The organism is Pseudomonas sp. USHLN015, assembly GCF_037153275.1.
Classification (GTDB): Bacteria; Pseudomonadota; Gammaproteobacteria; order Pseudomonadales; family Pseudomonadaceae; genus Metapseudomonas; species Metapseudomonas tohonis.
Genome location: NZ_JBBCKP010000015.1, coordinates 55,579 through 77,543, shown reverse-complemented (window position 1 = coordinate 77,543; position 21,965 = coordinate 55,579). Strand labels below are relative to the sequence as shown.

General features: G+C 65.1%; 11 protein-coding genes, 1 tRNA gene and 1 pseudogene. 3 read left to right on the top strand and 10 right to left on the bottom strand.

Features of this window, described 5'->3' with window-relative positions; translation table 11 throughout:
- Positions 1-551: 551 nt before the first annotated feature.
- Positions 552-2,015, bottom strand: a complete 1,464-nt coding sequence (locus WFQ67_RS26670; protein WP_337058661.1) for a sigma-54 interaction domain-containing protein — start codon at positions 2,013-2,015, stop codon at positions 552-554.
- A 129-nt stretch (positions 2,016-2,144) separates the two neighbouring features.
- Between WFQ67_RS26670 and WFQ67_RS26665 the strand changes: the two genes are divergently transcribed.
- The gene (locus WFQ67_RS26665; protein ID WP_009615518.1) at positions 2,145-2,303 is read left to right on the top strand and encodes a YqaE/Pmp3 family membrane protein; all 159 of its coding nucleotides are present in this window, start codon (positions 2,145-2,147) and stop codon (positions 2,301-2,303) included.
- 92 nt (positions 2,304-2,395) lie between these two features.
- On the opposite strand, the gene WFQ67_RS26660 is transcribed toward WFQ67_RS26665, so the two are convergent.
- The 7 genes and pseudogenes from WFQ67_RS26660 to WFQ67_RS26630 all read right to left on the bottom strand — a co-directional run bounded on the left by WFQ67_RS26660 (position 2,396) and on the right by WFQ67_RS26630 (position 14,460).
- Positions 2,396-2,866: a BRO-N domain-containing protein gene (locus WFQ67_RS26660; protein WP_173177614.1), complete on the bottom strand. Its 471-nt coding sequence runs from the start codon at positions 2,864-2,866 to the stop codon at positions 2,396-2,398.
- Between the two features lie 560 nt (positions 2,867-3,426).
- Entirely contained in the window at positions 3,427-4,314 is an 888-nt protein-coding gene (locus tag WFQ67_RS26655; RefSeq protein WP_337058660.1) for a DUF4435 domain-containing protein, read from the bottom strand.
- A gap of 14 nt (positions 4,315-4,328) precedes the next feature.
- Entirely contained in the window at positions 4,329-5,636 is a 1,308-nt protein-coding gene (locus WFQ67_RS26650; protein ID WP_337058659.1) for an AAA family ATPase, read from the bottom strand.
- A gap of 38 nt (positions 5,637-5,674) precedes the next feature.
- Positions 5,675-6,452: pseudogene (locus tag WFQ67_RS26645) on the bottom strand (NERD domain-containing protein).
- Between the two features lie 180 nt (positions 6,453-6,632).
- Positions 6,633-7,778, bottom strand: a complete 1,146-nt coding sequence (locus WFQ67_RS26640) for a Fic family protein (protein ID WP_337058658.1) — start codon at positions 7,776-7,778, stop codon at positions 6,633-6,635.
- Between the two features lie 185 nt (positions 7,779-7,963).
- A complete protein-coding gene (locus tag WFQ67_RS26635; protein WP_337058657.1) occupies positions 7,964-12,778 on the bottom strand; it encodes a two-partner secretion domain-containing protein in 4,815 nt (1,604 codons plus the stop codon).
- Between the two features lie 23 nt (positions 12,779-12,801).
- Complete coding sequence (locus tag WFQ67_RS26630; RefSeq protein WP_337058656.1) at positions 12,802-14,460, bottom strand: ShlB/FhaC/HecB family hemolysin secretion/activation protein; 1,659 nt, start codon at positions 14,458-14,460, stop codon at positions 12,802-12,804.
- 184 nt (positions 14,461-14,644) lie between these two features.
- On the opposite strand from WFQ67_RS26630, the gene WFQ67_RS26625 reads away from it, so the two are divergent.
- Both WFQ67_RS26625 and WFQ67_RS26620 read left to right on the top strand, forming a co-directional pair.
- Positions 14,645-15,460 carry a response regulator transcription factor gene (locus WFQ67_RS26625; protein ID WP_337058655.1) on the top strand — a complete coding sequence of 272 codons (816 nt, stop codon included), beginning with the start codon at positions 14,645-14,647 and terminating at the stop codon, positions 15,458-15,460.
- A complete protein-coding gene (locus WFQ67_RS26620) occupies positions 15,450-18,020 on the top strand; it encodes a hybrid sensor histidine kinase/response regulator (RefSeq protein ID WP_337058654.1) in 2,571 nt (856 codons plus the stop codon). The genes WFQ67_RS26625 and WFQ67_RS26620 overlap by 11 nt, the downstream gene beginning before the upstream one ends.
- Before the next feature lie 108 nt (positions 18,021-18,128).
- Here the strand turns inward: WFQ67_RS26620 and WFQ67_RS26615 are convergent.
- Positions 18,129-18,205: transfer RNA gene (locus WFQ67_RS26615), tRNA-Ile, on the bottom strand.
- Between the two features lie 16 nt (positions 18,206-18,221).
- Entirely contained in the window at positions 18,222-21,956 is a 3,735-nt protein-coding gene (locus tag WFQ67_RS26610) for an EAL domain-containing protein (RefSeq protein ID WP_337058653.1), read from the bottom strand.
- Positions 21,957-21,965: the final 9 nt, after the last annotated feature.

The window sequence follows — 21,965 nt, the reverse complement described above, 5'->3', positions numbered from 1 at the left end:
TGAGCCATTGGCGGGAAGGCGAGCGGAACGATTCAAGTGTCCATAAAAGTGGACAGTGTCCTGTTTATTGGACGCCTATTGCCAGAGATGTCCAAAAATATGGACATCCCCCAACCCGATCGCGATGCCCCGGGCTGTAGGGTGGATGGCGCTCTTTCCATCCACCAACGCGCTCGCCTCAAACACCGTAGCCGCAGGTAAATGCACGCCCTGCCCAGCGATCAACCCCGCACCGCGTGGATCGATGAAGCGCGATCCACCCAACGCCTGCCTGGGCGTTCCGTGGGGTGGATGCCACTTCTCCATCCCCCGACGTGCCGACCCGCAGTTTTGTAGGGTGGATGGCGCTTTTCCATCCACCAACGCGCACGCCCCCCAAACACCTTGGCCGCAGGTAAATGCGCGCCCTGCCCGCGATCGAGCCTGCACCGCGTGGATCGATGAAGCGCGATCCACCCTACGCCGGCATGGGCGTTCCGTGGGGTGGATGCCACGTCTCCATCCCCCGGCGTTCCGGTCCGTAGCCCGGGGAAACGCGCCCGCAGGCCCGGCTACAACCCGTGCGCCTGGAGCTTGTTGTAGAGGCTGGCGCGGGCGATGCCGAGGCGTTCGGCGGCCTGGGTGCGGTTGCCGTCGCAGGCGGCGAGGGCGGTGAGGATGGCCGCGCGTTCCGCCTCGGCGAGGCTGTCCGCCAGGGGGCGCACGGCGGGCGGGGCGGGCTCGGCGACCGCTGCGGGCGCGGGGGTGGGGGCGGCGGGTTGCGGGTCCACCAGCAGGGTGCGCAGGTCATGCGCCTCCAGCGGGCGGTTGCCGTCGCCCAGCAGCTGCGCCCGTTCCAGCAGGTTGCGCAGCTCGCGCACGTTGCCCGGCCAGGGCTGGGCGCAGAGCAGGTCGAGGGCGCCCTGCTGCAGTTCCAGCGGCGGCTGGCCGGAGCGGGTGGCGATGTCGTCGAGCAGGTAGTCCACCAGCGCCGGCAGGTCTTCCCGGCGCTCGCGCAGGGGCGGCACGCGCAGGGCGAGGACGTTGAGGCGGTAGTAGAGGTCTTCGCGGAATTCGCCGGCGGCCACCTTGGCCTCCAGGTCCACATGGGTGGCGGCGATCACGCGCACATTCAGGGTCTTCACCTGGTTGGAGCCCAGCGGCTCCACCTCCTGCTCCTGCAGCACCCGCAGCAGCTTGGCCTGCAGCGGCAGGGGCAGATCACCGATCTCGTCGAGGAACAGCGTGCCGCCGTCGGCCAGCTCGAACTTGCCGGCCCGCGCGCGGCGGTCGGCGCCGGTGAAGGCGCCCGGCGCGGTGCCGAACAGCTCCGCTTCAACCAGGGATTCCGGGATGGCCGCCACGTTCACCGCCACGAAGGGCCCGCTGGAGCGCAGCGACAGGTTGTGGATGCCCTGGGCGAGCAACTCCTTGCCGGTGCCGGTCTCGCCGCGCAGCAGCACGGTGGCGTCCAGCTGGGCGGCGCGGCGGGCCTGGCGCTTCACCTCGCTGGCGGCGGCGCTGGTGCCGATGAAGCCGGCGATGGTGTAGCGCGCACGGCGGGCGCGGGCCAGCTCGTGCTGGGCGGCGGCCAGCTGGGCCTGCAACTGGTTGTACTTGGCCATGACCGGCTGCAGGTGGCGCGCGCGGTCGAACAGCACGAAGCCGAGGGCGCCGACCAGGGTGCCGTCCTCGTCGCGCAGGGGGATGCGGGTGACCACGAAGTGCTCGTCGCCGAAGGCCATCAGGTCGAGCATGCTCGGCAGCCCGTTGCCCACCACCTCGCGCAGGCGGCTGGCCGGCAGCACCTCCTCCACCTCCTTGCCGAGCACGCTGCGCGGGTCGGCGATGCCGATCTTCTGCGCGTACTTGTCGTTGATCCAGACGATCCGCGCCTGGCGGTTCACCGCGATGGTGCCCTCGCACTGGGCGTTGAGGTGATCGAACAGCAGGGGCATCGCCACGGCGCGGAAACGCTCGGGCGAGACGCCGATGATCAGGCCGTGTTCGTCGAGGTCGTCGCGGGAGATGGCCATGGGCGGTCGGGTCCGGAGGGGCGGGAGCGACGGATTATGGGCGGGGTGCCGAAACATCGGCAAGGAACCCTTTGCGCTCGCCGGCAGTCGATCAGGAGGTAGACGAATTTCCCTACAAGGAGCTTTTGCATGGACCTGATCCGCATCCTCATCGCCATCATCCTGCCGCCGCTGGGCGTGTTCCTGCAGGTGGGTTTCGGCGGCGCCTTCTGGCTGAACATCCTCCTCACCCTGCTGGGCTACATCCCCGGCATCGTGCATGCGGTGTACATCATCGCCAAGCGCTAGCCGGCTGGTGAAAAACTGACTGCGTTGCCGCTGCTGCGCTTCTAGACACACTGCTCAAGGGAACGGGGACGCCATGCGTCCCCGAATCCGTTCTATTGCAGCGTGGCCCGTTCGCCGCCTTCGAACAGCTCCGCCACATCCTTCACCCGCACCCATTGGCGGCCCTGCCACTCCATGACGCTGAACTCCCTGCCCTGCCAGGTCACCCGGCGCTGGCGGGGCAGGTGCGGCGTGGCCTGGGAGCGCAGCGCGGGGATCACCTCGCCGGTGATCCACTGGCGCAAGCCACGGTGCTCGGGGTGATAGAAGTTGACCTTGAGTAGCTCGCAGACGGCGCTCTCGCTGATCAGCAACAGGGTTTCCACCGCGCCCTGGTGGTTCTCCACGCGCTCGTTGCGCCACTGGTCCGGGTCCAGCTTGCGGGTCAGCTTGTCGTCGATATGGCGGTTGGTGAGCGGGCCGAGGTCGCCGGCGACGACCCAGGCCTGGTCGTCGATGAGCAGCGCGCGCAATGCGCGGTGATGGCGGTGGAAGACGCTGGGAACGAAATAGTCGTGGGACATGATGAGACTCCTTCCTTGCAGGGGAGCCGCCACCTGATCCTTGGTGCTTGAGGGTGGCGGACCGTACGAGGTGTGGAATACCGGACGATAGGGCCGGTGGGCTAAAGCCCGCCTCGCACGGTCCGCCATAGACAGCCAGGGTTATCGAACGGAGTTTCCAATCGGTGACCCTGCTTATGGCGTAGGTGCTTCCTATCGTGTTCGGGATTCCACTCCCGGCCATGCCGAGGCATGACGGTGGGAGACGCTACAGAGCGCCTTTGTAGGACGGCAATGGCGATGGTGGGTAGGAAACTTCGGAGGATAGCTGCGGAGTGGAATTGCACCACTGCGGATGTTTTTATGGAAAAGCTGCTAGCCCAGTAGTACTAGCGCAGATATAGCTTAGGAAGTGATTATTTTGCGAGGGTGCCGTAGGGGGTATTAATTGGGTTGCTATTGATGTTTTTATCTGTGCGTAAATATATATATTAATAGTATGTGCGGGTTACGAATAAATATGGTTTATTCGTAACCCGCGTTGGCGGCTGGGCTTTTCGAGGGTTGAAGGAAATTCTCTTTTAGGTCGTTTGTTGAATTATTTCAGGGCGCCCTATTATTTTGCTAATTCTATAGACGATTGATTTTACAGGGCTTACGTCGCACCTCTGTGAAAACCTAATTTTTATACTTAGATTTGGTGCCTTGCTTTTTGTGATACTCTTCATTCGCAGTGTCAAAAGTGGTAACGAAAAATCCTTGGCTGATACGTATCTTTTCAAGAAGCAGTCATCGTTATCTATTGCTGCTAGTATCTCGGACTCTGTTTTAATTACGGAGTCCTCGCCGAATCGTTGTTTTAAATTTGTTAATATGTCTGTGCAGATATTTTTTACCTTTGCGTTATCGATATCGCCTTTCTCGTTCAAGCAGATGGCTTTATAGCTTCGGCTGACTGTGGCGATTCCCGACTGTAGTTTGTGGGCAATTGCGAAAACTATGAATAGCTCCCGCAGGGCCGGCTTTGAGTTGTTGAGCCAGGAACTATAGTCGAAGAGATCTTTAAGTCTTTGAATGTCTAGGTCGTGGTTTTCTTCATCCATTATGGAGGCTATGGCTTCCTCTTCAATTAGGAAGTTTTCAATGCAATATCTAGGTAGAGATATTACGTTAGGGGGCAGCTCTTCTTGTTCGCCGCATAGTAAATATAGGTCTCCGTCTATAATGTATACAGAGTCCCTATTTCTAGGGGACGAGATGCTCTTTTTGGCAGCCTCAATTACTACGTTTCTTGAACCTAAAGGATAAACTCGCTCCAGTGAGATGTTGCTTGACATCGCGCGCGAGAGGAGGTTGGCAAATATTTTTGAGTATCCAGGGGCGGTATCCTCTATGAATATGTCAAGGTCATTGCGGTCTTCAAAAAAAACAGATGTTGCATACTTTGCTGCGCTGCTTCTTGTTAGCATAGTCTATTGCCCGCTTATCCGACTTGTATGCAGTGATTGGTAAGGTAGCCAACTATTTCCGGGGAGTGTGTGGCAAAAATAAACTGGTTGTTTTTATTGCCGTCAAGAAGCGCGCCTATGAGCATTTCCTGCCATCTCATATGTAATGAGAGTTCAGGCTCATCGACAATAAATGTGCTTTTTTTGTTGAATCCAAAACGTGCGTGGGTCATTAAGATTAAAAGCTGCTTTTCGCCTGAGGATAGCAATGAAATATCTATCGGGTTACCTAGCTGAGAAATTCTGATCTTACCTAGTGGGTCAATATGCAGGTCCTTTCTGGAATGTTTTAAGAAGCGGTTCATAGAGTCTTCGAATTCTTTTATAGGGGCATAGAATTTTTCCGCTGTCTTTTTTTGCCTGTCAATTTCGGCAAGAATCTTTCGTATTCTTTGTACTTGGGCTAGATTCATAAGCCATTCGAGACTGAAGTGCTCTTCATTTCTATCTTTATATTTATTTAGTGCTTCTGATAGCTGGAGAAAAAATCTTTCGACTTGAGCTGTTACTTTTTCTGATCCGCTAAGTTTTTTTGCGAAATTCTCAATCTCTTGGCGGCGGATTTGAAATTCTTCTAATTCTTCTCTTGGGTTTATATCGTTTGGTTTTAGAGAGTCAAAGTCAAAGTCTATATATTCGAAAGTTGACTCGATTATTATGTTCAGAAGGCGATCAATGCTTCCGTCGCTAATTCTTCTATATTGTTTGTAGGCTCTTTCTACTAATCTTTGACAGTTCTCTAAACCGTCTAGGGTCTCTCTTTTGTTCCGAATTACTCCGCGATTTGTTGGCCTTATCGCCGTATCAAATGGGTGAGGTTCGTAATCATATCTCCCCATTCGTCTTTCAAGTCCCAGGAATAGCGGCCTGACTCCAGAAGTGAAATGCCCAAATATCTCGTTGCCTGATTTTATGAGTTGGAATCGTAGTGCCTCAAGGTGCTCTTCCATTTGAGGGTTGAATGTTTTGGTTTCGTCATCGATTAATGGCGATATATTGAAAATCAACTCTCTTCCATTCAGGGAGAACTGGAGTTGGTCAGATTTTCGTAGAATGTTTAGTGTGTATTCAGAGTTTTCAGTTTCAACTTCAATTTTTAAGCTGGAGAATTTCAGTGACAAAAGGGTGTATAGGTCTATTGATAGTGCTGCTTGCATTAGGCGTAGTGCACTTGTCTTCCCTGTTCCGTTGATTCCGACTAGAAAAGTTACGTCCTTGAAGAATTCAAAGTTAAAGTCATGGTGGCCGTGAACTTTTCTGGCGGAAAAGCTTTTAATGATCAAAATTTCGTCCTCTATTGTTTAACGCGATTTTGGACTGGCTACGTGTTGAGGCTTTGTACTGTCCGGCACTTCGGAAACCCCGAACAGCCCCAAAACTTCTGCCCCGCCTTCTGCCCCGACTTCACCGTTCTGATCACCAGCGCATTGCCGCATTTGGGGCACTGGCGTTCGGCGCTGGGGTCACTGCGGCGCTGAAGGTTCTGCACATGCTCGCGGTGCGTGGCGAGGGTAGGCGCGCGTCGGCCGGTTTGCAGGGCGCGGACCAGGGTGGCGACCTGTGCGTCGCTGAACACCGGCTGCTGGAATGACTTGATGTAGCGGATGAAGCCGATGCCCTGGGTGACGTTGGCGGGCATGGCGGTCTTGAAGGTGCTGCCGCCGACGAAGGTGATGACCGAATGCAGGTGCTCGGGGGCGATGCCGAGGGTGGCTTCCAGCGCCTTGAGGTGTTTGTAGTTCTGCCGCAGCGGGTTCTGGAATTTGTAGCTGTGCTTGTAGAGCTTCTGCGTCCACTGTGCCTGCTGTTCGCTGCCGAAGATCCAGCTGCTCATGTTCTTGGTCTCCAGCACGAAGATGCCGTAGCGGGAGAGGAAGACGTGGTCGATCTGGGTGGTGCCGTCGGGGGGTGGCGAGGGTGACGTTGTGCAGGCGCTGGTAGGTCTGCCTGTCCAGTTGCCAGTGGGCGAAGAGCCGGACGAGGCGTTCGCCGACATAGCCCTTGCCCAGGGGGGACTTGAGCAGGCCGAGCAGCAGCATGGCGGGAATCAGCCAGGCCATCGCGCTGAGGAGGGGCTGAAGCAGGGGGGTGATGTCCATGCGCTCTTCCTTGAGCCAAGCCATTCGGGTGAGTCCAGGAGGCTGTCGGGACGCGCGCCTGGAGTCCGGTTGAGGGCGGTTCGCTGGATAATGGCTAATTGCTGTTATCCGCTCAAGGGGGCACAGACCATTGGCTAATGGCCGGTGGGATTACCTCGGGTTGGATTGAGCCGGATCAGTTCAGGCGCCTGGCTTCGGGGCTGTCTCGGAGGGGATTTGATAGCGGGTGCTTCGCCCGCCCCCCGGCAGCCGCGCGAGACAGCCTTTTTCGACGAGGTCGCTCAGGTGGCGCGTGGCCGTGGCTTTGGACACCTTGGCTACGGCCTGGTACTGGGCGGCGCTGATGCCGTCTTCGAAGCCGCGTTCGCCGCCATCGAGCAGGCGGTTAAGCACCTTGATCTGCTCGGCAGACAAGGCTTGGCTGCGATGAACCTGCCAGAAGCGAGTCTTGACCAGTACTCGGTCGATACGAGCAAGGGCCTGCTCCAGGCTCTTGAGCAGTGTGGCGAGGAACCACTGCAGCCAGGGGGTGATGTCCAGGCCGCCTTTCTGGCTGGTTTCGAGGATGCGGTAATAGCCGGCGCGGTCGTCGAGGATGCTGGCCGACATGGCGTAGAAGCGGATGGCCTGCTGCTCGCCCTGGGCCAGTGCCATGTCGGTGAGGGCTCGGGTCAGCCGGCCGTTGCCGTCATCGAAGGGGTGCAGGGTGACGAACCAGAAGTGGGCGATGCCGGCGCGCAGCAAGGGGTCGAGCGCTGCATCGCTGCGGCTGTTCTCGAACCAGGCGAGGAAGTCTGCCAGCTGTTCCTCCAGCCCCTGGCGCGGGGGGGCTTGGAAATGCACGGTCGGGCGGTCGAGCCGACCGGAGACGACCTGCATGGGCGCATCGCCACGTAGCGCGCCAACCCTCAGTTGGGGAGTAGGCAGCTCGCCGTCGATGGGGAACAGCCAGCTGTGCCAGCGATACAGCCTCGGCAGATCGAGCGGGAGCTGGTGTGCGCGGGTGGCATCGAGCATCAGTTCCGCCAGGCCTTCGGAGCGGGCGCTGACGGGGCCGTCTTCGTTCATTCCCAGGCGGCGTGCCAGTGATGAGCGCACCGAGTCGACGTTCAGCGGCTCACCTTCGATGGCCGATGAAGTGAGGATGTTCTGCAGCAGGGTGTCCAGGCTGCTCTGTGCCTCGGTATCGCTACCGACAGCGCCGAGCATGCCGAGCAAGCGTCCTTGCGCCTGGGTGCAGGCGCGCAGCAGTGGGGCAAGGGTTTCTGTTTGCCAGGTGAAGCGTGGCCAGTCGGGTTGCTGCCAGATCCAGAAGGGGGTGTTCATGCGCTTTGCTCGGGTGTGAGCCGATTAGCGGGTCTATTCGGCTCATTGCGTGAGCTGATAATGCGGGCTATTCGGCTCGCTGTCGATTTCCGTCCTGCGCAATGGATGCCAGATGCGGCCGCGAAAAGCCGCGCGAGGCGCGGCTCTTCCGGGGTTCTTGCCGTGCACGGGCAGCGCTGTTACGCCTAGTAGGTGCTGGCCAGGCCTGCGGGAAGCCGGATGCCGCCGGCGTCGACCTGCAGCAGGTCGGCGGCCGGTTCCTCGGCGACCACCCTGTGTTTCTCGGCGGGGACCATCAGCGACCAGGCCACGTCGTAGCGGGGGCCCGGGTCACCCGAGGCGTCGGTGGCAGGTGGCGGGGTCACCGGGTCGATGGTGCCGACAGTGCCGCTCGCCTGGGCGATCTGGTAGCCGTAGACCGGCTTGCCGCCGTTCTCGGCGCTGATGATGCTCAGCGCGCTGGAGGTCACCGTCTTGCCGGTGCCGACTCCGGGGGTGTCGTAGTGGCCGGTGGTCGGTGTGTCGAACAGCACCGTGTCGCCATCGATGGCGCCGGTCACCGAGTAGTTGGCGGCGGCCAGGGCGGCGGCGGTGGTGCCGTCGTAGGGCTTGGTGACGTTGCCGACGAGTTGGGCCGTGAGGGCGGGCGCCAGGCTGTAGAGGAAGCCGTTGCCGCTGCCTGCCACGGAGGTGCTGCCGTAGCTGGCGTCGTACTGCTTGAAGTCGTAGGCCAGGCCGCCACGGGTGTCGCCGGTGGGGTTCGCCGACCAGACCAGCCAGCGCCCGTTGGGCGTGGACAGGGCGTTGGCGCCCAGGTTGTTGGTGAACGCCTGGCCGGCCAGTTCGATGGCGGTGCCGGTGGCCTGGGAGGTGATGCCGGCGTTCAGGGTCAGGCGGTTGCCGGCCAGCAGCTTCAGGGCACCGTCCACGGAGATGGTGCTGTTGACGGTGATGTCGTTGCTGGCCTGCAGGGTCAGGGTGCTGCCGGCGACGGCGGCCTTGGCGATGGCGCCGGGGCTGACGGCCTGGTTGCCGGCGCTGTTGTTCAGCGTGCTGGCGAGGTCGGCGCCGCGCTGCACCAGCCACAGGCTGCCGGCACCGCCCAGGCCGTCGACGGTGGCATTGGGTGAACGCACCAGGAAGTCGTTGCCGGCCAGCAGCTGGATGCCGCCGGAGCCCAGTTGGTCGCCGGCTTCCAGGCCCACCAGGGCGTTGCTGGCGGAGGCGTAGCCGGTCAGGCCGCCGCTGCCGCTGCCGATGACCACGGCGCCGATGCCGGGCGTGGAGCCGTCGCCGCTCCATCTGGAATAGGGCACCAGGTAGTCGTGGTTGGGCAGCACCTGGATGCCCCCTCGGGTCAGTTGGTCGCGAGCGGAGCCGTAGAAGGTATTGCTGGCGCTGGTCAGGCCGACGATGGGCGCATTGCTGTCGATGAAGGTGATGGAGCCGGCGCTGAGTACGCCACTCGGATTGGCGGCAGCAAAGCCATAGACCACGAAGCTGCCATTGCCCAGGTCGAGGACGCTGCCCTCGGCGCCCAGCCTTGCCCGCCGGTAGCCGCCGATCAGGGCGGTCGTGGTGTCGATGCCGCCGACGAAGCTGCCGTCATTGCTGCCGACCGCCACGTAGCCCTGGGTGTTGCCCCAGTAGCCGAAGTGGACGACGAATTTGCCGTTGCTCAGTAGCGTGATGCCCGGGCTCGAGGTGCCGGTCATCGCGTTGCTGCTGTCGAAGGTGCCGGTGCTGGCGGCGCTGCCGTTGCGCCAGGCCACGTTCCCGGACAAGTCATGCCATTGCGTGCTCCTGATCAGGTAGGTGCCGCCTGCCAGGGCCACGATGCCGCCATTGCCGACTTCGTCGTTGTCGAGGTCGCCCAGCATGGAGTTGGCTGCCGATACGGCGCCGACGGTACTGCCGTTGCCGTTGGCCCAGGTGACCGCGCCGACCCGGACAAGGCCGTTGGTCACGTCGTTCCAGTGCTGGCTGGTGATGACGTAGTGGCCGTTGGTGAGGGCGGTGGACGACAGGCCGACATGGTCATAGGCGGTACTGCCCACCAGGGAGTTGCCGGCATCGATGAGGCCGACCGTGCCGCCATTGCCGTTGCCCCAGGTGGAGGCGCCCACCTGCGGGTTGATGCCGTCGCTCCAGTTGGGGCTGTTGACCACGTAGTGACCGTTGGCGAGGGCGGTGGAAGACAGGCCCACATGGTCGTAGGCCGCGCTGCCCACCAGGGAGTTGGCGGCGCTGATGACGCCCGCCGTGCCGCCGTTGCCGTCGCCCCAGGTGGCGGCGCCCACTTCCGGATTGAGGCCATCGCTCCAGTAGGGGCTGTTGACCACGTAGTGGCCGTTGTTGAGCACGGTGATGCCGTAACTGCCGACCCGGTCGTTGGCGGTGCTGCCCACCAGGGAGTTGCCGGCACCGATGACGCCGGCCGTGGGGCCGGTGCCGCTCATCCAGGTGGCGGCGCCGGCGCTGCCGTTCCAGTACCCGCTGGTCACCACCACGTTGCCGTTGGCCAGCTCGGCATAGCTGGGCTTGTCGCCGTAGGGGTGGTTCGAGATGTAGCCCACCCGGTCCGCCGCGTAGCTGCCGATCAGGGAGTTGCTGGCATCCACCACGCCGGTGGTGGCGGTGGAACCGCTCATCCAGGTCACGGCGCCGGTATCGATCTGCGGGGTGAGGTGCCAGTGCTTGCTGAAGACCAGGACGTTGCCGTTGCCGAGGCTGACGATGCCGCTGTTGAGGTTGCTGTCGGTGCCGAGGAAGTCGTTGGTCTGGCTGCCGACCATGGAGTTGGTGGCGCCGATCACGCCCACCGTGGGGCCGGTACCGCTCATCCAGGTGACGGCCCCGGCATCGACGGCGGTGCCGTTGTCCCAGAGGCTGCTCCAGGTGATCGCATTGCCCTGCTGCAGTGCCAGCACGTTGGCGCCCACGCGGTCGCCGGTGCTGCTGCCGACCAGGGAGTTGGCGGCGCTCACCACGCCCGTCAGGGCCTGGTTGGCATAGCCGTAGGTGACGGCGCCGGCGCTGGCCGCACTGCCGTTGTGCCAGTCGGGGGTGCCGACGATGTAGTTGCCATTGGTGAGGGTGGTGATGTTCAGGCCCACCCGGTCGCCGGCGGTGCTGCCGGTGAGGGAGTTGGCGGCGGAGACGAATCCCGACAGCCCCGTGGTGCCGTTGAACCAGTTCACCGCGCCGACATCGGTCAGCGCGCCGTTGTCCCAGTCGGGGCTGGCCACCGCGACGTTGCTGCCGGCCAGCGCCGCGACGCCGCCGGAGCCGATGCTGTCGCCGGCGCTGTTGCCGTAGAGGGCGGAGATCAGCCCCCCGGTCTTGCCGTTGTAGAGGAAGGCCGCACCGGTGCTGATGTTGCCGAAGTAGGCGGTGGGGCTGCCGACGACGATGTTGCCGTTGGCCAGCTGCACGATGTTGCCGCTGCCATGCTGCGCCCCGGCCTGGGGGTTGGGGTCGGCCAGGTCGAGGTAGACCTGGTCGCTGATCGTGTCGGTGATGACCAGGTTGGTGGGGTCGAACAGCACCTCGCCGCCCTGCCCGGCGTTGACCTGCCCGCCGTAGTTGAGGGTGCCCTTGCTGGACACCTCGATGAAGCCGCGCTCGCCCGTGGCGGCCTGGCCGCGGAAATCGGTGCGCGTGTCGGACCAGACCACGATGTCGCCGTCCGCACCCTTGGCGCTGAGGCTGGTGTAGGCGTTGACGCTGGTGGTGCGGGCGTTGGCCACGTCGGGGTTCGCTCCGTGGGCGTCGCCGCCGATGCGGATGGCGCCGCCCTTCGCCGTGCCGTCGGCCTTCAGGGTGGCGGCTGCCAGGTTCACGGTCTGCCCGGTGACGGTGATGTCGCCGCCGCGCTGGCCGTTGGCGCTCAAGCTGCCGGAGATGAACGACGAGTCGCCGCCGTTGACGCGGATGGAGCCGCCCTGGGTCGAGCCGTTGGCGGTGATCTGGCCCTGGGTGGTCTGCAGGGCGCCGTGGGCGGCGTCCACCGTCACCACGCCGCCTTCGCCGTCGGCATGGATGGTGCCGGCCTGGATGATGCCCTGGCCGGCCAGGCTGATGCGGCCGCCGGTTGCGCCGCTGGCGTCCAGGGTGCCGGTATTGGCCAGCCTGTCGCCTTCCAGGCGGATGACGCCGTCGTGCTGGCTCACCGAGCCGGCCTCGACGATCCCTTCGTTGTTCACGACGGCGCTGAGCAGGCCCTCGGCTGCCTTGGCGGTGAGGATCACCTGGCCGCCGTCGGCCTGGATCAGCTGCTTGTTCTGGGCCAGAGCCTGGAGGGTGCCCTTGTCCACTTCCAGGCTGACGAGCTGGTCGCCGGCGAAGTCCAGGGTGACCTTGTCCCCTGCCGCCAGGGCAGCGCTGCCGAGCCTGGCCGTGAGCGTGCCCTCGTTGCTGACCTGGGCGCCGAGGAGGGCCACGTAGCCGCCGTTGGCGGTGATGCTGCCCTGGTTGGTGACGCGGCCGCCCTTGCCCGCGAAGGCGAAGTTGCCGGCGGCGAGGTCCTGGTCCGACAGGTCCAGGGTCGAGGCCACCAGGCCGCCGACGTTCACCTGTGCGCCCGGGGCGAAGAGGATGCCGTTGGGGTTGATCAGGAACACCTGGCCGTTGGCCTGCAGGGTGCCGTAGATGCTGGAGGGGTCGCTGCCCACCACGCGGTTGAGGGCGATGGCGCTGCTGTTGGGCTGGACGAAGCTGACCCTCTCACCCTGGGCGATGTTGAAGCTGTTCCAGTTGATCGCGAGGTTCTGCGACGACTGGGTGACCGTCATGCTGCCCTCGGCGCTGGCGATGCTGCCTTGCCCCAGGCTGACCTGGCCGTCCGTGGGCAAGGCGAGGGCGTGGCCGCTGGCGCCGGCGAGGAGGACGGCGAGCAGGGTGCGGGCGCGGGCCCGCTTGCCCTGGCCGGTGGCGTTCTCGGGTGCCGGCACGTAGGTGCCGTGGGCGGCGTTCCAGAGCAGTCGGTAGACGTGGTTCATGGGGTCGGCCTTGCGTGTCGTGGTCAGAAGTACTTGACGGTCTGCAGCCAGAGACGCGGGCTGCGGTCGTCATCGGAGGTCGGTTCGCTGCCCGTGCGCCAGGCGGCGAAGGCCTGCAGGTTGATGGACGCGGGCAGGGCCAGGTTCACCCCCAGCCCGGCGCCGGAGAGCGTGCGGCGGTTGTCGGCGGTGCCGGCCACGGGGCGATGGCTGATCCGTCCGCCGCCTGCGTCGTAGAAGCCGAAGAGCTGCCAGGCGGGGGCGGGGGCGTAGCGCAGTTCCAGGTTCGCCAGCCAGGCATCGTCGGCGGAGGCCTCGCCCTGGGGGTAGGCCCTTACGGCGTAGGCACCGCCGAGGCTGAGCTTTTCCGAGGAGTCGAGGTTCTTGGCGGCGCGTTGGCCGGAGGCGCGGACCTGGAGGCTGAGCCTGTCGGTGAGCCGTTGCAGGCGGGTGAGCTGGAAGGCGAGCTTGGCGTAGTGGCCTCGGGTGTCCAGCCCGCTGTCGTCGAGGGCGGCGCTGGCGGCGTCCAGCTCGAGGTTGCCGGCCACGATGCTCGCGCCGTACTGCATGGCGCCGCCGCCGAGCAGGCCGTCCTGGTGGCTGCCGCTCAGGCCCAGGCTCCAGACGTCCAGGGTCTTGTCGAGGGTGGTGTCGGTGGCGTCGACCTGATCCTCGAGCCGTTTGTGTTCGTAGCTCAGTTGGCCGTCGAGCCGGGCCTGGCGGCTGCGCAGCAGGGGCTGCAGGGCGTAGACCGAGCCGATGCTGGCCTTGCCGTGGGCGTCCAGCGATTCGAAGTCTTCGCCCAGTTCGTAGCGCATCTCCGACCACGCCACGCCGACCTGGGTGGCCTGGGGGCCTACCGGCAACTGGTAGGCCAGGCGGCCGTAGTTCATCCCGGAGCCGGAGCTCAGGCCGCGCAGGCTGAGGGTGTCGCCGAGGCCGGCGGGGCTGTTGATGGCGAGGTTGCCGCCGAGCCGTTCGCTGCCGGTGTAGCGGTTGTCGAAGTTGTCGGCTTCCAGGCTCCCGGCCAGGCGGGGGCCGGCCCCGAGCGAGACATCCAGGTCGGTGAGGCCGACGGAGGCGCCGGGCTTGAGGGTGGAGTGCACCTCGGCACCGGGCAGTTCATTGAGCAGCAGCAGGGATCGCTCCAGAGAGGCGGCCTGCACCGCGTCCCCCGGGTGCAGGTCGTCGAGCTGTCGCTGCGCGGTGGCGTCGCTGAGGAGGGAGCGGTTGTCCACATCGATCTTGCCGAGGCGGCCTTCGAGAACGGCGATGGTCAGCAGCCCGTCCTTGATGTCCTGGGCGGGCAGGTACGCCCGGGCCAGCAGATAGCCGTGGTCACGGAAATGGCGGGTGATGCGGTCGGCCAGGGCGTGCAGTTCGGCCAGGCTCAGTTCGCGGTCGGTGCTGTCGACGAGCAGCTCGAGCAGTTGCGCCTCGCTGAATTCGCGGGCTCCGGTGATCCGGAACGCCCTGACGTAGACCCTGGCGTCGCTGGGCAGCGACAGGGCCGGGCGGGCCGGTGCCGGCTCGGGCAGGACGCCGTCGGTGGCCGGCGGCAGGCTGAGGGGGGGCTTGATGTTTTCCAGGATCTGCCCGGCATCGGGGGCCTGGGCGGCCAGGGCCGTCTGTGCGAGAAACAGGGCGAATGCGACTGCTCTGCTGCATCCCTTGGGGTTCATGAATCTTCTGCCTCGCCTATGGCTTCGCTTGACCGGGAGGCATGATCCCATGGCCGCTGAGGGGGCATTTTGCCGGCAGCAGGGGAGACTTTGCCGGCAGACAATTTTTCCGTTCACGGCGTGGGAAGACGGGCCCGTTCTGGGCTCTAATACCCGCTCCAGCAGCCCCACAGACCCCACCGGCATGCGCATTTCCAGCAACCCGAAGATCCTGCTCATCGACGACTCGGTGGCCGACCTGCGCGTGCTGACGGAGTTTCTGTCGGCCCGGGGCCTGGACATCGCGGTGGCGTTCGACGGCAAGGACGGCTATCGCAAGGCCCAGTTGCTGCGCCCCGACCTGATCCTGCTGGATGTGCACATGCCCGGCAGCGACGGCTTCGCCACCTGCCGGTTGCTCAAGGCCAACCCTGAGACCAGTGCCATCCCGGTGATTTTCCTGACGGCGGCCAACCAGCCGCAGGAGCGCCTGACGGGCCTGACGCTGGGGGCTGTGGACTATATCGCCAAGCCGCTGATCGACGAGGCGGAGGTGGTGGCGCGGGTGCAGATTCACCTGGAGCTCGCGCGCCGCTTGCGCGCCGCCGCCCCTCCCGCCCCGGCCCCGGCAGCCGATACGCGCCCGGAAGCGGTGCTGGTGAAGGTGGCCACCGACCATCTGCGCCGGGACCTGCGCCAGCCGCCCTCGCCGGAAATGCTGGCGCGCCTGTGCGGCACCAATGAAACCCGCCTCAACGAGGCCTTCCACAGGATCGTCGGCATGCCCATCTACGGCTGGTTGCGCGAGGAGCGGCTCAGCCAGGCCCAGGGACTGCTGGCCCGCACCGAGACGCCCATCGGCGACATCGGTGATCACCTGGGCTACACCAATGCCGCCAGTTTCTCCAAGGCCGTGCGGGAGCGCTTCGGTTGCTCGCCGCGCGAGTTGCGCAGCCGCCTGCGGGATGAGGCCGGCCTTCGCGCACCGCAGCAGCAAGGCGCCGCGGACGATGCCTGCTGACCGCCGCCTGATGCGACTCTGGCAGGTGCTGTGCCTGTGCGGCCTCTGGGCGATGGCCGGCGGGGCCTGGGCCGAGGTGCTGGAGCTGCGTGACGATGGCGCCTTCCAGGTGGTGGACCGCTTCGACCTGCGCGTCGATCAGGACGGCAGCCTGGATATCGCCGCCGTCGCCGCTGTGCCTGAGCGCTTCGTCCAGGTCGCCGCGCGGACCCTGTCCCAGGGTTTCGATCCGCGGCCACGCTGGTTGCGCTTCAGCATCCGCAACCCGGGCACCACCCCTATCAGCCGCTGGCTGGAGATCGGCCATGCCCGGCTGGAGTCGGCACGGCTCTATACCTTGGAGGGCGACGGCCGCTGGCAGGCCCAGGCCAGCGGCCTGGTGGTGCCCATGGCGTTGCGTCCGCTGCCCGGCCCGACGGCGCTGTTCCCGCTCACCCTCGAGCCTGGCGAGGCACGCACGCTCTATGTGCGCGTGCAGTCGCGCTCGGCCCAGTACATGGGCATTCGCCTGTGGGAGCCCCAGGCCTATCGCGACAAGCAGCTGCGGTTCGAGAACCTGCGTTCGATGGCCCAGGGCGGCATCGTCCTGGCGGGCCTGCTGTCCCTGCTGATCTTCATCCAGCTGCGCGACATGCCTTATCTCTATTTCGGCCTGGAGATGCTGCTGATCAGTGGGTTCGAAGCGATCATCGGCGGGCTGGCCCAGCAGTACCTGTGGCCGGGCACCTGGCCGTTCCCGATCGTGCTGGTGCCTCTGCTGGGCGCCGCGGTCATGATCATGCACTGCCAGTTCGTGCGCACGTTCCTCGACCTCAGGCGGCGGGGGCGGGGTTGGGACCGTACGCTGCTCGGCGTGATCGGGGTGGTGATCGTGGCGGCGCTGGGGGCGAGCCTGCACGACTACATCTTCTGGCTGCAGGTGCTGACCCTCGCTTCGCTGGTGGCGCTGGCCGCCGGGATCATCACCTCCTACCTGGCCTGGCGGGGTGGCAATGCCTCTGCGGGGCTGACACTCATTTCCTTCGGGGCTTTCGGTGTCTCGGTGGTGATCCGCGAGGCGGGCCTGTACCTGGGGCTGGACCCTACCGGCCCGCTGTTGGCGAGCGCCTGGCCACTGGCGGTGCTGGTAATGGCGCCGTTGATCCTCATCGCCATCACCAATCGCACCCAGCAGTTGGCCGCCGCGCTGGCGGTGGAGCGCGAAGCCAATCGCGCCAAGACCACCTTCCTGGCCCACATGAGCCATGAGCTGCGTACGCCGCTCAATACCATCATCGGCTTCGCCCAGCTGCTGCAGCGGGGCTCGCGGCGCCTGGGCCCGGAGGAGGGCGCGCGGGCCATCGAAGGCAGCGGGCGCCATCTGCTGCACCTGATCGACGAGCTGCTGGATGCGGCTCGGGCGGAGATCGGCCAGCTGGAGGTGACGGCGGCGCCGCTGGCGTTCCGCCCTTGGCTGGCGGACATGGTGGAGGTCGCGCGGCTGCAGGCCGAGGCGGCTGGCAACGGCTTCTCACTGGAGGAGCACGGCTTGGTGCCCGAGTACCTGTCCATCGACAGCCGCCGCTTGCGCCAGGTGCTCGACAACCTGTTCAGCAACGCCAACCGGCATACCCGCGATGGCCGCATCGCCCTGCGTTACCGAGGGGAGAAGCAGGGCAGCCAGGTTCGGTTGTGCTTCGAGGTGGAAGACAGCGGCGGCGGTATCGACGGCGACGACCTGGCGAGGATCTTCGAGCCCTTCGTCCGGGGGCGGAACCAGCATGCAGAGGGTTCCCGCGCCGGGGTTGGCCTGGGGCTGGCTATCGCCCGGCAACTGGTGCGCTGCATGGGCGGCGAGCTGAGCGTGGCCAGCATTCCTGGCCAGGGCAGTGCGTTCCGCTTCCATGTGGTGGGCGAGTTGCTGACGGAGTTGCCGGCGGAGCCCGCTGCCGTGGACGTCGACGCTCCCCGGCCCCTGGGCGACCGGGTGGTGATGCTGGTGGAGGACGACCCGGACCTGCGCCTGCTGCTGGCCGAGCAGCTGGAGCGGCATCGGTTGCGGGTGGTCATCGCCGTGGATGGCCGCGATGCGGCTCTCCAGTGGCGCGACGACATCGCCCTGGTGATCACCGATCAGTTCATGGACGGCGGTGACGGCTGGTCGGTCCTGCGGATGGTGGCCGAGCGTTCCCCGGCGACGCCGGTGGTGCTGCTTTCCGCAGCCGCGCCGCTGGCGCCGGAGGGCTTCGCGTCGCACCTGAGCTTCGCGGCCTGCCTGAGAAAGCCGATCAGCGAAACCGAGCTGGCGGCGCTGTTGGTCAGGTTCCTGGGGTTGCAGGACCTGGCCTCGCCGGGCACCGAGCCGCCGGCATCCGATGTGGCGGCACGCCCGGATGCGGCGCGCCTGGCGATCCTGGCGAACCTGGTGGAAACCGGGCAGGTGACGCTTATCGAGAAGTGGGCCCATGACCTGGCGGCCGAGCAGCCGCTGTGCATCGGTTTTGCCGATGCCGTTCTCCAGGCCGCATTGACCCTGGATTTCCCTCGGCTGGCCGAGTTGGTGGGGCCGGCCGAGGGCTGAGCGAGCGGGTGCCTGTGCAGGCTGCTGGACCCGGGGACTCGTCCCGGATCAAGCTCCGGTGAAATGCAAAAAAGCCGCGCAATGCGCGGCTTTTTCATGGGGTTTTGGTGGTGGGCCCACACGGACTCGAACCGTGGACCAAAGGATTATGAGTCCTCTGCTCTAACCGACTGAGCTATAGGCCCCCAGAAGGCCGGCGGATTATACCGGCGCCTTTTCCTGAGCGCCAACGGGTTGACACGGATCGAGGAATTGCCGGGCGAAAACGTCGGCGGGCAGGGGGCGGCTGACGACGTAGCCCTGGATCTGTTCGCAGCCTTCGGCGGTGAGGAAGGCTTCCTGGGCGTGGGTTTCGACGCCTTCGGCGATGACGGTGAGTTGCATGCTGCGGCCCAGGGCGATGATGGCGCGGGCGATGGCGGCGTCTTCGAGGTCGTCGGGCAGGCCGCGGACGAAGGATTTGTCGATCTTGATGATGTCCAGCGGCAGGCGCTTGAGGTAGCTGAGGGAGGAGTAGCCGGTGCCGAAGTCGTCGATGGCCAGTTGCACGCCGAGCGCCTTGAGGGCGTGGAGCACGGCGAGGGCTTCTTCGGCCTGGCTCATGATGAAGCCTTCGGTGATTTCCAGTTGCAGGTGGCAGGGGACGACGCCTGTGTCCTGCAGCAGGCGGTCGATGCGCTCGACCAGTTGCGGCTGGCGCAGCTGGGCGCCGGCGAGGTTGACGGAGAGCGGGCCGAAGGGGGCGTGGCGGTCCTGCCATTCGCGCATCTGCCGGCAGGCTTCGGCGAGGACCCAGTCGCCCAGGGGAAGGATGAGGCCGTTCTCTTCGGCGAGGGGGATGAAGCGCTCGGGGGAGATTTCGCCGAACAGGGGGTGGTGCCAGCGGATCAGGGCTTCGGCGCCGATCAGGCGGCGGTTCTGCAGGCACAGCTTGGGTTGGTAGTAGAGGCTGAGTTCGCCGCGTTCGAGGGCGCGGCGCAGTTCGTTCTCCAGGGCCATGCGTTCGTTGGCCTGGAAGGTGAGGTCGCGGGTGTAGAACTCGATGCGGTTGCGGCCCTTGGATTTGGCGCGGTACATGGCGGCGTCGGCGTTCTTGACGACGGTGGCGACGTCGTTGCCGTGTTCGGGGTAGAGGCTGATGCCGATGCTGGCGCTGGTGAAGAATTCGTGGTCGTCGGCTTCGAAGGGGGCGCTGAAGCAGGCGAGCACTTTGCTGGCGACGTGTTCGGCGTCGGCGGCGTTGTGCAGGCCGGGCAGGAGGATGATGAATTCGTCGCCGCCGAGGCGGGCGACGGTGTCGATGTCGCGCAGCTGGTCCTTGAGGCGGGCGGCGATGCTTTTGAGCAGGAGGTCGCCGACCGGGTGGCCGAGGCTGTCGTTGATGTGTTTGAAGCGGTCGAGGTCGATGAACAGCACGGCGCCCTGCCGGGCGTCGGTGGTGGCGTCGAGCAGCGCGGCCTGGAGGCGGCTTTCGAAGAGGATGCGGTTGGGCAGCCCGGTGAGGGGGTCGTGGTGGGCCTGGTAGTCGAGGCGGGCCTGGGCGTGCTTGAGGGTGGAGATGTCGGCGAAGACGCCTACGAAGTGGGTGATCTGGTCGTCGCGGTTGCGCACGGCGCTGATGGTCAGCCACTCGGGATAGGGTTCGCCGTTTTTGCGGCGGTTCCAGATTTCGCCCTGCCAGTGGCCGTCGGCGGCGAGCTGGTGCCACATGGCGGCGTAGAAGGCGCTGTCGTGCTGGCCGGAGGCGAGCAGGCGCGGTGATTGGCCGAGGGCTTCGGCTTCGCTGTAGCCGGTGATTTCGGTGAAGGCGCGGTTGACGGCGGTGATGCGTTGTTCGGTGTCGGTGATCATCACGCCTTCGGCGGTGCTTTCGAAGACGGTGGCGGCCTGCAGGAGCTTTTCCTGCATGTGCTGGCGCTCGGTGATGTCGCGGGCGATGGTGAGGACGCAGGCTTCGCCGTTGATGGGGATGGGCTGGGCGGTGAGTTCGCAGAGGCGGATGCTGCCGCCCTTGGTGCGCACCGGGGCGGTGAAGTTGCGCAGGCTGCCCTGGTCGCGGATGGCGCGGACCATCTGCTGGCGGTCTTCGGGGTTGGCCCAGATGCCGAGTTCGAGGGTGGAGCGGTCGGCGGCTTCGCGGGCGGTGTAGCCGGTGATGCGGGTGAAGCCTTCGTTGGCTTCGATGAGCCTGCCGTCGGCCAGGCGGGTGATGAGCAGGCCGTCGGGGGAGGCGTGGAAGGCGCGGGCGAATTTCTCTTCGGAGATCTTCAGTTGCTGCTGGGTTTCCTTGACGAGGGTGATGTCGCGCACGACGACGATGAGGGCGGGGACGCCGTCGAGGTCGATGGGTTGCGCGGAGATGAGGCCGGTGAAGCTTTCGCCGCTCTGCCGGCGGAAGGTCATTTCCAGGTTGTGCAGGCTTTCGCTCTGCAGGCGCTGTAGGAGGCCGGGACCCATGTCGGGGGTGCCCCAGATGCCCAGTTCGGTGGCGGTGCGGCCGATGGCCTGGGCGGCGCTGACGCCGGTCTGTTGCTCGAAGGTGCGGTTGACGTCGAGCAGGCGGCCGTCCTGGCGGCGGGCGAGGGCGATGACGTCGGGGCAGTTGTGGAACACGGAGGCGAATTTCTGCTGGGAGAGGCGCAGGGCGTGTTCGGTGTCCTTGGCTTCGGTGATGTCGATCATCAGGCCGCGGATGATCTGGCTGTCGCCCTGGGGGTCGAGGGTGACGATGTCGCGGATCCACAGGACGCGGCCGTCGGCGGCGAGCATGCGGTAGTCGAAGCTGTGGTCGCGCCCGGCGGCGACTTCTTCGTTGCAGAAGTATTCGGCGCGCTGGGCGTCCTCGGGGTGGAGGGTGCGCTGCCAGAAGCCGGGTTCGAGCCAGTCCGCCAGGGGGTAGCCGAGCAGGCGTTCGGCGTGGGGGGAGACGTAGGTGAAGCGGTGTTCGTCGAGGCGCATTTCCCAGGCGATGGCGTTGAGGCTTTCGACCAGGCCGCGGTAGTGCTGCTCGCTGGTGCGCAGTTCGTCTTCGAGCAGGGCGCGGCGTGACATTTCGCCGCTGAGGCGGCGGTTGATGCGCAGGACGAAGACCAGGGCGAGGCCGATCAGCAGCAGGGCGGGGAGGCCGTAGGCGATGAGGGTGGTCCAGACCGGGCGACGGTCGATGACGCCGCCCACCCAGCGGTCCTGGATGGCTTCGACCTGGGCGGTGCTGATGTCGGCGAAGACTTTGTCGAGGATGCCGACCAGGGGGGTGTCGCCACGCGGCGTGGCCATGGCGAGCTGGTAGCGGTAGGGCGTCTCGCCGCTGATGTAGAGGCCTTCGAGCCTGAGCTGGCGCAGGCTCCAGACGCTGGAGGCGAGGTCGCCGACGAAGGCGTCGGCCTGGCCGGTGGCGAGCGCCTGGAGGCTGGCGGCGACGCTGGGCAGGGGCAGGAGGTTGAGGTCGGGATTGCCGCTGCGCAGCAGTTCGTGGGGGGCGTAGTCCTCGACCACGGCTATCTTGAGGCCGTAGAGCTCGCCGAGCGATTTGGGCTGCGGGCCGCCGTCGCGGGCGAGGATGACGATGGGGAAGTCGAGGTAGGGGCGGGTGAAGCTGAGGTATTGCTGGCGTTCGGGGGTGGACATGACGCCGGGCAGCAGGTCGAGCTGGCCATTGCGGGCCTGTTCCAGCACTTCACCCCAGTTGCGGGGCTCCACCGGTTCGAGGCGCACGCCCAGGCGTTCCTGGATCAGCTTGACGTAGTCAGCGGCGAGGCCCTGGTGGCGGCCCTGGCTGTCGCGGAATTCGAAGGGGGGCCAGGAGGCGTCGATGCCCATGCGCAGGACGGGGTGGTCCTGAAGCCATGCCTGTTCTTCCTGCGTGAGGGTGAACGCCCCGGACGGGGCCGCCCAGAACGCCAGACACAGCAGGAGAATGGCAGGCAGACGCGCCATGACGGTCTC

Bases quoted from the DNA above. Each gene is read 5' to 3' on its own strand.
- WFQ67_RS26640 (WP_337058658.1), bottom strand. From the start codon at position 7,778: ATGAACACCCCCTTCTGGATCTGGCAGCAACCCGACTGGCCACGCTTC.
- WFQ67_RS26670 (WP_337058661.1), bottom strand. From the start codon at position 2,015: ATGGCCATCTCCCGCGACGACCTCGACGAACACGGCCTGATCATCGGC.
- WFQ67_RS26620 (WP_337058654.1), top strand. From the start codon at position 15,450: ATGCCTGCTGACCGCCGCCTGATGCGACTCTGGCAGGTGCTGTGCCTG.
- WFQ67_RS26635 (WP_337058657.1), bottom strand. From the start codon at position 12,778: ATGAACCACGTCTACCGACTGCTCTGGAACGCCGCCCACGGCACCTAC.
- WFQ67_RS26665 (WP_009615518.1), top strand. From the start codon at position 2,145: ATGGACCTGATCCGCATCCTCATCGCCATCATCCTGCCGCCGCTGGGC.
- WFQ67_RS26660 (WP_173177614.1), bottom strand. From the start codon at position 2,866: ATGTCCCACGACTATTTCGTTCCCAGCGTCTTCCACCGCCATCACCGC.
- WFQ67_RS26610 (WP_337058653.1), bottom strand. From the start codon at position 21,956: ATGGCGCGTCTGCCTGCCATTCTCCTGCTGTGTCTGGCGTTCTGGGCG.
- WFQ67_RS26625 (WP_337058655.1), top strand. From the start codon at position 14,645: ATGCGCATTTCCAGCAACCCGAAGATCCTGCTCATCGACGACTCGGTG.
- WFQ67_RS26655 (WP_337058660.1), bottom strand. From the start codon at position 4,314: ATGCTAACAAGAAGCAGCGCAGCAAAGTATGCAACATCTGTTTTTTTT.
- WFQ67_RS26630 (WP_337058656.1), bottom strand. From the start codon at position 14,460: ATGAACCCCAAGGGATGCAGCAGAGCAGTCGCATTCGCCCTGTTTCTC.